We start from the raw sequence: 12,652 nt of genomic DNA, 5'->3' as shown, positions 1-12,652 counted from the left end.
CGGGCCCCGCCCCCCGCGGGGGGGGGCGCCCCCCCCCGGGGCCCCAGGGGGGCCCGGCGCGGGGGGGGGGCCGCGGCGCCCGCGGCCACCTGGTGATGGCTGAGCACCTGGTCCTCGTAGGCGAGGCCGGGCCGGTGATCCTCCCACCGTTCCTGGACGAGTTCCGCGAAGGTGTTCCTCAGGGATCCCATGCGGGCGAACGGTAATTGACACTACGTCAGATGTGGAGAGGTCCGACGTCCCGGACCGGAGGGCCGCCGACCGTTTCTCACCGGTACCGAACGGTCACCAGTACTCGATGGTCACGTCGAGCAGGATCGCGGCCCCGACACCGAACACCCCGAGCCCGAAGACCAGGCCGACCAGGTCCTTGCCGGGGCTCGGCTCGGACGCGGTGGCCCGCTCCGGCTCCCCGGCGGCGTAGTGGACAAGCGTGCTGTCGCCCGCGACCCGGCTCGCGGGCCCGCCCGTCTCCTTGAAGCGCACGGCCCGGCCGGCCTGGTCGGTGAAGTCGTACTCGTGCCACTGGATACGCCTGGCCACACCGTTGACCATCTGCACCCGCTGGTACGCGTCGACCACCCGCGCCTGCGCGGTGAGCCCGCTCCCCCACGCCGCGCGCCGCTCCCGCACCCGCCGCACGAGGGCCCAGCCGGCCCAGACCGCCAGGGCGATGAGCAGCGGGAAGAGTACGTGGAACACAAAGCCGTCCATGACCGCGGGCCCCCGGTTCAGCAGTGTCAGAAGTCGTCAGTGGGCAGATCGGCCACGAAGAATACGCAGAAGCCGATCACCACGGCCATGAAGAGCAGCACTCCCAGCGTCTGCGCGGCCAGCCGCACGGGCCGGGGCGGGTGCGCGGTCGCCTGCTCGGGGTGGCTGTCGCGGTAGTGGACGATCACCACGTCGCCCTCGACGGTCGTCGCGGGGCCGCCCTCCTCCTCGATGCGGAGGGTGCGTCCGTCCCGGGTCGTGAACTCGTAGACGTGGTGCTGCGTGGTGGTCGTGCGGGTGTCGCCGTCCATGTGCGGGTCGACCGTCGTGTACGCGCGCAGGCAGCGTGCCTCGGCCGTGCGTCCGCCCCGCCAGGCGGCGCCGATCCGGAACGTGCCGCGCACCTCGGTGGCGGCGGCGAACAGCGCGACAAAGGCGATGAACGCCGGCACCGCGTAGAACATCACGCGCATGAGCTCCCCCGAACTCCCCTGCCGCGCACGGTTCCTGTGCACGGCGCCGTGCACAGGAACCTACCCGCGCCGGAGCGCGGGGCGCCGCAGGGCAGGCCCAGAAGCCCGCCGTTCGGAACCTGCCGTCAGAACGTGACGTCCGAGCAGGCGTAGAACGCGTTGGCCGTGTCGGCGATCGTCCAGACCGCGAGGATCACGTGGTGACCCGACTTGCCGGACGGCAGGACGCCCGAGTGGGAGAGCGTCGCCGGGGGCTGGCCGCTGTAGGGGACGGTGAGGAACGGGGTGGTGTTCAGGGCCGCACGGGTGAGCGGCTGACTGTCGTCCCACCCGTCCTTGGTGACGTAGTAGCGGAAGTCCGTGGTGGAGTGCCGCGCCGTGAACTGCCAGCGGAACGTGTAGCTCTGACCGCCCGTCACCTTGGTGGTGGGCCAGGCCTGGCCGTTGGGCTGCTTCGGGCCGTTGAGGGCGGCGAACTCGCCGTGGTTCGCCGAGCAGATCTGGCCGTCGGCGGGGCCCGCGGCCGGGAAGCCCTTGGGGCCCTCGACGCTCTGCGGTTCCCACTGAATGTTGCCGCAGCCGGTGACGGTGCCGTTGGCGCAGAGTTTCTGCCGGCTGATGGGGAGGTCCGTGTAGCCGTGGCCGCTGGCGCCGCCGGCCGAGAGCGCGAAGGCTCCGGCGGTGGTCAGGCCGAGCAGGGCCGCGTAGATCTTCTTTCGCATGCTGCCGCTCCTGGGGGGTGTGGGGAGTTCCGGTAGCCGTGCACAGCGGTCGTTCGATGCTTGGATCGTCCAGGTCTAGACCAACGCCCAATGTAGGGGCGGTAGTTGAACATGTCCATACCAATCGAAGAGCTGCCCATGACTGCCGGAACCCCCGCCTCCAGGGCCCGGCGCCCTCCCTACTCCCCCCGTCCCGTGTAGAACGCGACGGTCAGGTCCTTCACCAGCGCCTTGCGCTCGTAGTCGTCCAGCTCGACCAGACCGCGCGTCGTCAGCCGCGTCACCGTGTCCTCCACCGAGTCCACGACCGAGGACAGCACCGAGTCCCGGTGCTTGGCGTCCAGCGCCGCGACCCGGCGGCGGCGCATCGCGGCGGCCACCTCGGGGGCGTACTCGATCCGGGTCGGCTGCGCCGAGAAGACCTCGATGCCGACCGGCGCGGCGTCCGTCGCCAGCCGGCGCGTGAGCAGGTCGCCGACGGCCTCGGCGTTGCGCAGCGTCGGCGCGTCCTCGTGGAAGGCGTCGGCGGGCAGCTGCGACAGGACGCGCGCCAGGCCCGCCTCCACGCACTCGCGCAGGTACTCCTCGTGGTCCTCGACGCCGAGGGCCGCCTTCGCCGTGTCCCTGATCCGCCAGACGACGAGGCAGACGACGCGCAGCGCCGTGCCGTTCGCGTCGACCACCGGCATCGGCTCACTGCGCCAGTGCCGCAGCCGTACGTCGATCCGGCGCCGCAGCAGCAACGGGTTGACCCACATCAGGCCCGTCCGGCGCACGCTGCCCCGGTACCGGCCGCACAGACTGAGCACCCAGGCGCGCCCGGCCCGCCCGCGCGCGAGCCCGCCGAACCCGAACAGGGCGAGCGCCCCGGACCCGGCCACCGCCGCCCACTGCACCGGGCCGAGCCCGACGCCCTCGTACCCGGGCAGCCCGGCGACCTCCGTCATGATCCGCGGCAGCGCCCCGGCCCAGCCGAGCGACACCGCGGTCCCGGCCGCGCCCAGCGCCCCGCCGAACACCCCGAGCGCGCCGGGCAGCGTCCGGCCCGCCCGCTCGGCGAGCTCCGGGTCGACGACCGGCACCGGCCGCACCGGTGTGCGCAGATGCGGCCGCACCGGCGAGGGCCGCCCGCCCCCGGTCCCGCTCCCCACCACGGCGGACCGCACCGCCACGGGCTCGGCCTCCGGATCGGGGTCGTCCCGGAACAGCAGGTGTACGGGGATCGCGGTGGTCGCCTCGTTGTGGATCACCCGGGTCCCCCGGGCGTCACCGGGAGCCTCGCGGGGAGCCCCCCGCCGGGAGCCCCTGCCCGGTTCCCCCGCCGCCCCGCGCGGCGCCCGCGCGCCCGGGTCGTCGTCCGCGATCGGCGCCGGGTGGCCCAGCGCCCTCTCCGGCTGTTCCGCGGTCGTACTCATCCTCGCCTCCGCACTGACTCGCCTCCGCACTGAGTTGCCGCCGCCGCCCGTCCGCGCCGCCTTGTCCGCACCGGGCCGCTCACGAGAACAGCCGCCGCCAGGTCTCGGGACCCGGGTAGCCGTCGGCTTCCTTGCCGCTCCAGCCCTGGGCCCGCTGGAACGCCTCGACGGCCCGCCGGTCGGCCTCGCCCCAGCGCGGGCCCGGACCCTGCGTGTAGTACTTGCCGAATCCTTTCTTCACGAGCTGTCGGCCCATCCGCGTCACCGCGTCGCTGCTCGCGCCCGGCCGGAACGCGGACGCCCCCGGGTACGCCGGCACCCGGTCCGCCTCCGGTCCGCCCGCGCCGTCGGCCGGGATGTCCTTGCCCTTGCCGGTGACCAGGTACGACCAGGTCGTCGGGCCCGGGATGCCGTCCGCGTCGGCGCCGGTCCAGCCCTGCGCCTTCTGGAACGCCTGCGTCGCCTTGCGGTCTGCCTCGCCCCAGCGCGGGCCCGGACCCTCGGTGTAGAACCGCTTGCCGCCGCGCTCCACGAGCAGCCGCCCGAGCTGGGTGACGTACGCGTTGTTCGCCCCCGGCCCGAAGGCCTGGGCGCCCGGGAACTTCGTCGTCGACGTCGAGCCCGAGGTGCTGCCCGCCTTGACGCCCTTGTAGCGGTAGGCGACGTAGCGGCTGGAGTAGGACCAGTACTTGTACGGGGTCGCCTGCCGGCGGGTGGCGGGGCGGGTCTGCTCGTACGCCATGTAGTAGCTGCGCGTGTAGTCCGTCCAGCCGCCGAAGATGACGACGTGCGAGCCCTTCTCCGGGTCGTCCGGGTTGTGGAAGAGCAGGATGTCGCCGGGCTGCAGGTCCGCCTTGGAGATCTTGGTGCCGTAGCGGGCGAGGCTGCCCGTCCACTCGTTGCCGGGCAGGTCCCAGGCCATGGAGACGAAGCCCGAGCAGTCCTGCCGGTACCCGTCCTTCCAGTACCGGTTCATGTCGTACGGGACCCTGGAGGCGACCCAGGTCTTGGCGCGGTTGATGATTGCGGCCCGGGTCGTGGCGCGGACGGCGCCCGGGGCGAGCTCCACGCTCGACGCGGCGGAGCCGGGGGCTCCGTGCAGCGGGCTCGTGCCGCCCTGCGGGGTCGACACGGTGCCCTCGCCGGGCGGGGCCGGGTCGCCCGGTCTCACCTCGTGGTGGTCGGCACGCTGGGCGCTGGCCGGGGCGGCCTGCAGTCCGCCGATGACGGTGCCGGCGGTGGCGGCGACGACCAGGGCGTGGCGGGCGCCGATGCCGGTGGGCGCCGGGGGCGAGGCCGCGAGGCGGCCCTGGACGCAGCCGGCGCAGTCGCAGTCGCCCGCCGGGGTCACGTCCTCGAACGCCGGGGTCGCCATGCGCTCCGTGTCCTGAATGCCGTCCATGCGATTCCCCTCACTGATGTGCCTCGTGTTCGCACGCAGGAAGCGTCTCAACTGTCTGCACATATCGCATGTTGACGGTGCAAAAGATGGAAATCACCACAATTCGCCCACCCATCGGCGCGTCGCACACCCCCGATGGTCATGCCCACCCCCGGGCATCGGGTAGAGTTACGCAGGTCAGCAGGCGCCGCTAGCTCAGTTGGTTAGAGCAGCTGACTCTTAATCAGCGGGTCCGGGGTTCGAGTCCCTGGCGGCGCACCGACACCGAAGACCCTCCGTGAAAACGGGGGGTCTTCGTCGTACCGACAGCACACCCGGCACCGCCCCGGCTGGGGGTCTGGGGGTTATCCCCCAGGAGACACAGCATCAGCGGGTCCGGGGTTCGAGTCCCTGGCGGCGCACCGACACCGAAAGCCCTCCGTGAGAACGGGGGGCTTTCGTCGTGTTCGGGTCAGGCCGTTCTCGTACATGCGAGCTGGACCCCTTCGCCCTTGCGATCATGACGTCGGGCCCAGCACCCTGTCCTGGAGCTATCGGCTCCCATGAGGCTTGCGGGGCGGGACAGTTGCGGGGCGGGGACGGGGGTCCCGTTCATGAAGCGATGTCGAGGGGGGCATCATGCAACCGGAAGGTCGTCGTTCCAGTCTTAGTACGGGTGGGACGGTGGCCTGCCACTGACACACCCGGGAGCGGTCAAGGGGGACCGGACCCGGGTGAGAACCGACAACCACGCGGTGACTCGCGTGCGGGGGGATGACTCATCATGACGTCGACGCCGACGGGCGCCCGCGAGGGCTTCGACCCGTCCGAGACGACCCAGCTGCGGGTGCCACCGCACCGCACCGGCGGCTTCCGGCGCATCAAGAAATCGCTGCCGCGGTACGACTACGAGCACTACAGCCGGCTCGCCGGGCCCCTCACCCAGCCCGATCCGAACAAGCCGTACACGGTGCAGTACCGCTCCCTGCTCAGCCAGGAGCCGCACCGCATCCGCGCCGCGCTCATGCTGGGCGCGGCCCCGCTGCTCTCGCTCGTCCTGCTGTTCTGGCTGCTCCAGCCCGAGCACTGGACCGAGCGCGACTACGTGGAGTACGACTTCCTGCCGGCCCTCGACATCGTCATGCTCGTCTCGATCGGCCTGATCGAGTTCTTCCGCTGCATGAACGTGCTGTCGAACGCGCACGCCACCCTCGTCGCCCGCGACCCGATCCCGGTGGTCCCGGAGACGGGCACCAGGGTCGCGTTCCTGACCTCGTTCGTGCCCGGCAAGGAGCCGATCGAGATGGTGACGAAGACCCTGGAGGCGGCGGTCAAGCTGCGCCACCGGGGCCTGCTGCACGTGTGGCTGCTCGACGAGGGCGACGACCCGGAGGTCAAGGAGGTCTGCGCCCGGCTCGGCGTGCACCACTTCTCCCGCAAGGGCGTCGCGAAGTGGAACCAGGCGAAGGGCCCGCACCGCGCCAAGACCAAGCACGGCAACTACAACGCCTGGCTGGACGCGCACGGCGACGCCTACGACTACTTCGCCTCGGTCGACACCGACCACGTGCCGCTGCCGAACTACCTGGAGCGGATGCTCGGCTTCTTCCGCGACCCGAACGTCGGCTTCGTGATCGGCCCGCAGGTCTACGGCAACTACGACAACTTCGTCACCAAGGCCGCCGAGTCCCAGCAGTTCCTGTTCCACGCGCTGATCCAGCGCGCGGGCAACCGCTACGGCGCCCCCATGTTCGTCGGCACGTCGAACGCGGTGCGGATCTCGGCCCTGAAGCAGATCGGCGGCCTGTACGACTCGATCACCGAGGACATGGCGACGGGCTTCGAGATCCACCGCGCCAAGAACCCGGCGACCGGGAAGAAGTGGCGCTCCGTGTACACCCCGGACGTGCTCGCCGTCGGTGAGGGCCCGAGCGCCTGGACGGACTTCTTCACCCAGCAGATGCGCTGGTCGCGCGGTACGTACGAGACGATCCTCAAGCAGTACTGGAAGGGCTGGTACTCGCTCCCGCCGAGCAAGCTCTTCAACTACACGATGATGATCATCTTCTACCCGATGTCGGCCATGAACTGGATCCTCGCGGCGCTCAGCTGCGCCCTGTTCCTGGGCCTCGGCGCCTCGGGCGTGAACATCGACCCGACGATCTGGCTGATGCTGTACGGCAACGCGTCGGCGCTGCAGATCGGTCTCTACATCTGGAACCGCCGGCACAACGTGTCGCCGCACGAGCCCGAGGGCTCCGGCGGCGTGGCCGGCATGGTGATGTCGGCCCTCTCGGCCCCGCTGTACGCGAAGGCGCTGTTCGACTCGCTGCTGCGCCGCAAGAGCAAGTTCGTGGTCACGCCCAAGGGCGACTCCGCCAGCCCCGACCGCTGGTTCGGCACCTTCCGGTACCACTGGTACTTCATCCTGATCTTCGCCGGTTCGATGACCGCCGGATTCGTCCTCGGTCACGCCCACCCGGCGATGATCACCTGGGCCTGCTTCGCCCTGCTGATCACGGCCACGCCGATGTTCGCCTGGCGGTACATGCTGCGCCAGGACCGGAAGAAGCCGAAGCCGCCCGCGCCGGAGACGGCGCCGCCTCAGCAGCAGGCCGTGCCGCCGCAGGCGACCGGCCCCCGGCACGCCGCGGGCCCGCACGGGGCCCCGCAGCAGAAGCCCACCTGGGCCGCCGGCGGGGGCAACGACGAGACCATGCAGATCTCCCTGGGGGGACGTAACAAGTGAAAGACGGTGCGAGCCGCCGCCGGGCCCGACGCATAGCCATCGGCTCGGTGGTGGTACTGGCGCTGGCCGGGATGAACGGGCCCTGGCTGTATCGCTTCGGGTCGGCCAAGTACCACGAGTACAAGATCAACAGACCGGAGTACAAGGCCGACAACGGCAAGTGGGACGTCGTCCAGTTCCCGCAGGACATGCGCCTCAACACGATCCACGCGGCGCTGCTCCACACCGGCAAGATCCTGCTGGTGGCCGGTTCGGGCAACAACCAGAAGAACTTCGACGCGAAGAAGTTCGACACCCGGCTCTACGACCCGGTGAAGGGCTCGATCAAGAAGATCCCGACGCCGAGCGACCTGTTCTGCACGGGCCACACCCAGCTGGCGAACGGCAATCTGCTGATCGCGGGCGGCACCAAGCGTTACGAGAAGCTGCGCGGTGACGTCACCAAGGCCGGCGGCCTGATGATCGTGCACAACGAGGACCCGGACGCGCCGAAGACGATCAAGGCCGGCACCCGCTTCACCGGCAAGGAGAACGGCAAGACCTTCGTCGCCAAGGACAACATCACGATCGAGCGCGCGAAGAAGGTCTTCGACCCGGCGACCGGCAAGTTCGTCCGCAACGACCCGGGGCTGGGCCGCGTCTACGTCGAGGCCCAGCGCTCCGGCACCAAGTACGAGACCGGCACCCAGGACAACTACCGGGTGCAGGGCCTGACCGGCGCCGACGCGCGCAACGTGTACGGCATCGCGCAGAAGCTCGCCCTGGACAAGAAGGACTTCCAGGGGATCCGCGACTCCTACGAGTTCGACCCGGTCGCCGAGAAGTACATCAAGGTCGACCCGATGAACGAGGCGCGCTGGTACCCCACGCTGACCACGCTCTCGGACGGCAAGGTCCTCTCCGTGTCCGGCCTCGACGAGATCGGGCAGCTGGTGCCCGGCAAGAACGAGGTCTACGACCCGAAGACCAAGAAGTGGACCTACCTCAAGAAGCAGCGCCAGTTCCCGACGTACCCGGCGCTGTTCCAGATGGCGAACGGGAAGATCTTCTACTCGGGCGCCAACGCGGGCTACGGCCCGGACAACGTGGGCCGCAAGCCCGGCATCTGGGATCTGCGGACCAACACGTTCCGGAAGATCCCCGGCCTGTCCGACGCGAACCTGATGGAGACGGCCGGCACGGTCGAGCTGCCGCCCGCGCAGGACCAGCGGTACATGGTGGTCGGCGGCGGTGGCGTCGGCGAGTCCAAGCTGTCCAGCAACAAGACGCGGATCGTCGACCTCAAGGACGCGAACCCGAAGTTCACGGACGGCCCGACGCTGGAGAAGGGCACCCGCTACCCGCAGTCCTCGATCCTGCCGGACGACTCGATCCTCGTCTCCGGCGGCTCGGAGGACTACCGCGGCCGCGGTGACTCCAACATCCTCCAGGCCCGGCTCTACGACACGAAGTCCAACACCTTCCGCAGCGTCGCCGACCCGCTGGTCGGCCGCAACTACCACTCGGGCTCGATCCTGCTGCCCGACGGCCGGGTGCTGTTCTTCGGCTCGGACTCGCTGTACGCGGACAAGGCCAACACGAAGCCCGGCGTGTTCGAGCAGCGCATCGAGATCTACACGCCGCCGTACCTGTACCGGGACTCGCGGCCCACCCTGGAGGGCGGTCAGAAGACGATCGCGCGGGGCGGCTCGGCCACGTACCAGACCAGCCACGCGTCGTCGATCAAGACGGCCCGGCTGATCCGGCCCAGCGCGTCCACGCACGTCACCGACGTGGACCAGACGTCCATCGCGCTGGATCTGAAGAAGACGGCGGACTCGGTGACGGTGACCGTCCCGGAGAACCGGTCACTGGTCGAGTCGGGCTGGTACATGCTGTTCGTCACCGACGACCGGGGCACCCCGAGCAAGGCCCAGTGGGTGCACGTGCCGTAGGGCACTGCGAGCAGGACAAGAAGAAGGAGGGGTACGGGACGCGGTCCCGTACCCCTCCTTCACGTCCTCACGCTACGAAGAAGCAGCCAGCTTCAGGGCGTACTCGCTCCACCACTCGCCCGCCCTCGGACCGCCCTTGCAGGTGCCGTCGGACTCGCCGGGGCGCTTGACCCACAGGTAGGCCTTCACGAGCGGGTCGCCCGTCTTGGTGGTCGGGGTCTCGCCGAGGGCGCGGCCGGGCGGGTTGCACCAGCGCTCGTCCGGATTGCCGCCCGTGTACGGCCCGTTCCCGTTCCGGCTCGTGTCGACGACGAAGGGCTTGCCGCCGACCTTCCCGGACAGCTCCTTGCCGTACTTCACCGAGTCCTCGGTGGAGTAGAAGTTCGACACGTTCACCGAGAAGCCGTCGGCCTGCTCGACGCCGGACCACTTCAGGGGCTCGAACATCTGGTCCGGCTTGCCCCAGCCCGCGTTGCCCGCGTCGAGGTAGACCGTCGTGTTCTTCAGCGACTTGAGCTTGCCGATGGCGCCCTTGAGGAGGTCGTAGCGCTCCTCGTGGAACTGCTCCGGGGTGCAGTTGTCCACCATGTGCTGGACCGCGTCCGGTTCGAGGATGACCGTCGCCGGGCGGTCCCCGATGCCGGCCGCGACCTGGTCGATCCACGCCCGGTACGCGTTGCCGTCCGCGGCGCCGCCCTTCGAGTAGTTCCCGCAGTCGCGGTGCGGGATGTTGTAGAGGACGAGCAGGGCGTCCCGGTCCGCCTTCTCCGCGGCCTCCGTGTAACCACGGGCCTGGTCCGTCGCGTTCTCCGGGGTGATCCACTCGCCGCTGGGCTGCTCGGCGATCTTGCGGACGGTCTTCGCTTCCTCGTCCTTGCCGTCCTCCTCCAGGCCCGCGACGGCCTGCGCGGCCTTGCTGTCGGGGTTGACCCAGAACGGGTCGGCGCTCTTGGGCTGCTGCTTCACGGGAGGCTGAGCATCGCCCTCGTCCTTGCCTCCGGAGGAACACGCGGACACGAGCAGCGCCGCCCCCACGACGACCGCTCCAGCCCTCATCTTCCGGTACATCCACTCCCCCTTGGGTGCACTGTCTGGTCCTCAATCGTGACATACGCCCCGGCCGCGCTTCGAGGCCGTACGGTCCTTGTCCACGACCTGTTACAGCCGGTCCGGGCCGGGGTAGGCCGCGACCAGGACTCGTACGGCGACGGCGTGGAAGGGGGGAGCGGGACATGACGTACCCAGCTCGCGCGCTGCGTCTGGCCGAGGCGGTGCTGGAGCTGTCGGACACGCTCGACGACGACTTCGACCCCGCCGCGCACCTGTCCCGCCTCGCCGGGCACTGCGTGGACCTGCTCGGCGCGCAGGCGGCCGGCGTCACCCTCGCCGAACCGGACGGCCTCCCCCACCCGTCACCCGCCTGCGCCCCCGAACAGGAGGACGCCGTACGGGAGTTGCTGGGCGCCGACGCGCTCGCCGGGCCCGCGCGCGAGGCGCTGGCGACCGGACGGGCGGTGGCCGGGGTGCGGGTGACGGGGACGGTGGCGGCGGCGCGCTGGCCCGCGTTCACCGCGCTGGCCCGGCGGCACGGCGTCACGACGGCGCACGCGGTGCCGCTGCGCCGGCTCGGGACACCGGTCGGCGCGCTCAGCGTCCTGACCCGGTCGGCGCCGGCGGACAACGATGCCGCGTTCGCCGGTGTGCTCGCCGACGCGGCGGCCGCGGGCCTGGACCGACACCGCGCCTACGCCGAACAGCGGGACCTGGCACGGCAGTTGGAGCGGGCGCTCGCGAGCCGGGTGCGGATCGAGCAGGCGAAGGGGATGCTGGCGGAGCGCTGGGGCGCCTCTCCCGACACCGCGTTCTCGGTCCTGCGCCGGTACGCGCGCAGCAGGCGGATGCCGCTGGACCGGGTCGCCGGGGCCGTCCTGGCCCGGGACCTCGGCGACGACCTCAACCCGCCCGGACCTTCTCCTTCTCCGGCTCCGGATCCGGCTCCTTCGGCGCGTCCGTGAGGCCGGACAGGTAGGCGGAGACGACGACGTTCGCCGTGTAGGTGCGGGTGGCCCTGTCGAAGGTGCCGCCGCAGGTGATGAGGCGGAGTTCGGCGCGGCCGGGGCGGCGCGGCCCGTAGGCGGTGGCCGGGTCGAAGCGGTCGCGGGACAGGACCTGCACGTCGTCGACGGTGAACGTGGCGACGGAGCCGTCGTCGCGCACCACCTTCACCGTGTCGCCGGGCTTCGCCTCGCTGAGGTGGAAGAACACGGCGGGCCGGGTCTCGGTGTCGACGTGCCCGACGAACAGGGCCGTGCCCCGCTCCCCCGGCTGCGCGCCCGCGCCGTACCAGCCGACGACGCCCGCCTGCGCGTAGGGCGGCGGGTCGACGGCTCCGCTGCCGTCGAGTCCGCGCTCGACGACGGGCGCCTGCACGTGGAGTGCGGGCACGTCGATGCGCTGGGGTTTCGCGGCCCGGACGGGGCTGTGCGCGGCAGGCATGGTGACGCCGAGCGGGCGGCCGACGGCGGCCGCGTCACCGGTCGTCGGCGAGGACAGGTTGACGTCGGTGACGCCGCGGCCCCACATCCACAGGCCGAGCAGGAGCACCGCCCAGGCCACGCCGGTGAGCATCCGGCCGCCGCCCGGGCCTTGTCGGTCGCGGTCCTTCATGGCGGCCTACCGGGGGCCCTCGGACGGGTTCCGGCGGCGCCGGACGCTGCGGCAGGCGACGGCCACGGCGGCGATCGCGGCGAGCACCAGTCCGATGACGGCGTGCCGGGTGCCGGGGCCCTCGGCGGCCTGTTCGGCGGCGGCCAGTCGCGCCGCGGCTCCGCCGCCGCCCGCGTGCACGGCGGCGGTCGGGGTCGGGGCGGGCGAGGCGCCGCGCTCCAGGACCCGAACGGTGCCCTTGGTCTTGGTCTCGACGCCGTCGCAGGTCACCGTGATCTCATGCGCGCCGGGCTTGGCGGAAGATGCGACCCGGGCCTCGGCGGTGAGCGCGGAACGGTCCGCGGCGGGCGCGAGGACGGCGGCGGAGACGAACGCGTCGGACACGGCACGCCCCGCCGTGCCCGCGCATCCGGTGACGGCGAGCTCGACGTCCGTACCCGGTGGGGCCGCCTGCGGGCTGACGGTGACCGATCCCCCGTCCTGCGCCCCGTGCGCGGCGGCGGCCGGGATCGTCACCAGTACGGCGGCCGCCCCTGCGGCACGGAGAGCGAGCAGTCCTGTACGCATCGTGAACCTCCTGGTACTGGCAGGTTCACG

General features: G+C 71.3%; 11 protein-coding genes and 1 tRNA gene. 4 read left to right on the top strand and 8 right to left on the bottom strand.

Annotation, left to right across the window (positions count from 1 at the left end; genetic code table 11):
* Window positions 1–285: 285 nt before the first annotated feature.
* The 5 genes from ACFW9D_RS06750 to ACFW9D_RS06730 form a co-directional block, all read right to left on the bottom strand.
* On the bottom strand, window positions 286–714 hold the full coding sequence (locus ACFW9D_RS06750) for a hypothetical protein (protein WP_384618689.1): 429 nt from the start codon (window positions 712–714) through the stop codon (window positions 286–288).
* 26 nt (window positions 715–740) lie between these two features.
* Entirely contained in the window at window positions 741–1,187 is a 447-nt protein-coding gene (locus ACFW9D_RS06745) for a DUF3592 domain-containing protein (protein ID WP_384618687.1), read from the bottom strand.
* Window positions 1,188–1,312: 125 nt separating this feature from the next.
* On the bottom strand, window positions 1,313–1,909 hold the full coding sequence (locus ACFW9D_RS06740; protein WP_384618684.1) for a lytic polysaccharide monooxygenase: 597 nt from the start codon (window positions 1,907–1,909) through the stop codon (window positions 1,313–1,315).
* Between the two features lie 179 nt (window positions 1,910–2,088).
* Window positions 2,089–3,324, bottom strand: coding sequence for an SPFH domain-containing protein (locus tag ACFW9D_RS06735; RefSeq protein WP_384618681.1), 1,236 nt, complete (start codon window positions 3,322–3,324; stop codon window positions 2,089–2,091).
* 79 nt (window positions 3,325–3,403) lie between these two features.
* On the bottom strand, window positions 3,404–4,699 hold the full coding sequence (locus ACFW9D_RS06730; protein WP_384618720.1) for a peptidoglycan-binding protein: 1,296 nt from the start codon (window positions 4,697–4,699) through the stop codon (window positions 3,404–3,406).
* Between the two features lie 211 nt (window positions 4,700–4,910).
* On the opposite strand from ACFW9D_RS06730, the gene ACFW9D_RS06725 reads away from it, so the two are divergent.
* The 3 genes from ACFW9D_RS06725 to ACFW9D_RS06715 all read left to right on the top strand — a co-directional run bounded on the left by ACFW9D_RS06725 (window position 4,911) and on the right by ACFW9D_RS06715 (window position 9,388).
* Window positions 4,911–4,984 (top strand) — tRNA-Lys (locus ACFW9D_RS06725).
* A 505-nt stretch (window positions 4,985–5,489) separates the two neighbouring features.
* Entirely contained in the window at window positions 5,490–7,454 is a 1,965-nt protein-coding gene (locus ACFW9D_RS06720) for a glycosyltransferase family 2 protein (RefSeq protein WP_188338716.1), read from the top strand.
* Window positions 7,451–9,388 (top strand): kelch motif-containing protein, encoded by a 1,938-nt coding sequence (locus tag ACFW9D_RS06715; protein ID WP_188338715.1) that lies wholly within the window; start codon window positions 7,451–7,453, stop codon window positions 9,386–9,388. The genes ACFW9D_RS06720 and ACFW9D_RS06715 overlap by 4 nt, the downstream gene beginning before the upstream one ends.
* Window positions 9,389–9,460: 72 nt before the next feature.
* On the opposite strand, the gene ACFW9D_RS06710 is transcribed toward ACFW9D_RS06715, so the two are convergent.
* Complete coding sequence (locus ACFW9D_RS06710) at window positions 9,461–10,456, bottom strand: glycoside hydrolase family 6 protein (protein WP_188338714.1); 996 nt, start codon at window positions 10,454–10,456, stop codon at window positions 9,461–9,463.
* 164 nt (window positions 10,457–10,620) lie between these two features.
* Between ACFW9D_RS06710 and ACFW9D_RS06705 the strand changes: the two genes are divergently transcribed.
* Window positions 10,621–11,403 (top strand): ANTAR domain-containing protein, encoded by a 783-nt coding sequence (locus tag ACFW9D_RS06705; protein ID WP_384618677.1) that lies wholly within the window; start codon window positions 10,621–10,623, stop codon window positions 11,401–11,403.
* On the opposite strand, the gene ACFW9D_RS06700 is transcribed toward ACFW9D_RS06705, so the two are convergent.
* Both ACFW9D_RS06700 and ACFW9D_RS06695 read right to left on the bottom strand, forming a co-directional pair.
* A complete protein-coding gene (locus ACFW9D_RS06700) occupies window positions 11,342–12,055 on the bottom strand; it encodes a class F sortase (RefSeq protein ID WP_384618674.1) in 714 nt (237 codons plus the stop codon). The two genes, ACFW9D_RS06705 and ACFW9D_RS06700, sit on opposite strands and share 62 nt — an antisense overlap.
* 6 nt (window positions 12,056–12,061) lie before the next feature.
* A complete protein-coding gene (locus tag ACFW9D_RS06695) occupies window positions 12,062–12,622 on the bottom strand; it encodes a hypothetical protein (RefSeq protein ID WP_188338711.1) in 561 nt (186 codons plus the stop codon).
* Window positions 12,623–12,652 lie beyond the last annotated feature (30 nt).

Origin of the sequence: Streptomyces sp. NPDC059524, assembly GCF_042749255.1 — a bacterium.
Taxonomy (GTDB): Bacteria; Actinomycetota; Actinomycetes; order Streptomycetales; family Streptomycetaceae; genus Streptomyces; species Streptomyces xanthii.
This window is presented reverse-complemented; position numbering and strand designations above follow the sequence as displayed.

What these genes read in the sequence shown, in the direction of transcription:
- ACFW9D_RS06740 (WP_384618684.1), bottom strand. Translation starts at nt 1,909, where the DNA reads ATGCGAAAGAAGATCTACGCGGCCCTGCTCGGCCTGACCACCGCCGGA.
- ACFW9D_RS06705 (WP_384618677.1), top strand. Translation starts at nt 10,621, where the DNA reads ATGACGTACCCAGCTCGCGCGCTGCGTCTGGCCGAGGCGGTGCTGGAG.
- ACFW9D_RS06750 (WP_384618689.1), bottom strand. Translation starts at nt 714, where the DNA reads ATGGACGGCTTTGTGTTCCACGTACTCTTCCCGCTGCTCATCGCCCTG.
- ACFW9D_RS06695 (WP_188338711.1), bottom strand. Translation starts at nt 12,622, where the DNA reads ATGCGTACAGGACTGCTCGCTCTCCGTGCCGCAGGGGCGGCCGCCGTA.
- ACFW9D_RS06700 (WP_384618674.1), bottom strand. Translation starts at nt 12,055, where the DNA reads ATGAAGGACCGCGACCGACAAGGCCCGGGCGGCGGCCGGATGCTCACC.
- ACFW9D_RS06730 (WP_384618720.1), bottom strand. Translation starts at nt 4,699, where the DNA reads ATGGCGACCCCGGCGTTCGAGGACGTGACCCCGGCGGGCGACTGCGAC.
- ACFW9D_RS06745 (WP_384618687.1), bottom strand. Translation starts at nt 1,187, where the DNA reads ATGCGCGTGATGTTCTACGCGGTGCCGGCGTTCATCGCCTTTGTCGCG.
- ACFW9D_RS06735 (WP_384618681.1), bottom strand. Translation starts at nt 3,324, where the DNA reads ATGAGTACGACCGCGGAACAGCCGGAGAGGGCGCTGGGCCACCCGGCG.
- ACFW9D_RS06720 (WP_188338716.1), top strand. Translation starts at nt 5,490, where the DNA reads ATGACGTCGACGCCGACGGGCGCCCGCGAGGGCTTCGACCCGTCCGAG.
- ACFW9D_RS06710 (WP_188338714.1), bottom strand. Translation starts at nt 10,456, where the DNA reads ATGTACCGGAAGATGAGGGCTGGAGCGGTCGTCGTGGGGGCGGCGCTG.